Below are 363 nucleotides of genomic sequence, written 5' to 3' on the forward strand. Positions count from 1 at the left end.
TCGCGGGTCTACCCGAAGACTATTTCGATACCGTTGTGTTGAATTCGGTGATCCAGTACTTCCCCGGTCGAGCTTATCTGCGGCGGGTCCTCGAGCGGGTGCTGCGCCTGCTGGCGCCTGGTGGGGGATTGTTCGTCGGTGATGTGCGGAATCTGTCGTTGTTGGAGGAGTTCTCCACCGCGGTGCAGCTCGCGCGTGGTGGGGGCGCGGACCCGCGGGTGGTGTGGGAGCGGGTTCGTCGAGACATTGCCACCGAGCAGGAGCTGCTGGTGGCGCCGGAGTATTTCCACGCGTTGGCCGATGAGATCGACGAGATCGGTGCGGTGGATATCGAACTCAAAACAGGCCTGGCGGTCAATGAGT

At 62.3% G+C, this 363-nt stretch carries 1 protein-coding gene; it reads left to right on the forward strand.

Annotated features, from left to right (window positions below):
• The coding region (locus ACX4ZE_RS23210; protein ID WP_480275593.1) for a class I SAM-dependent methyltransferase at positions 1-363 on the forward strand (363 nt) is incomplete at both ends.

This window comes from Nocardia sp. TBRC8007 (assembly GCF_056629435.1).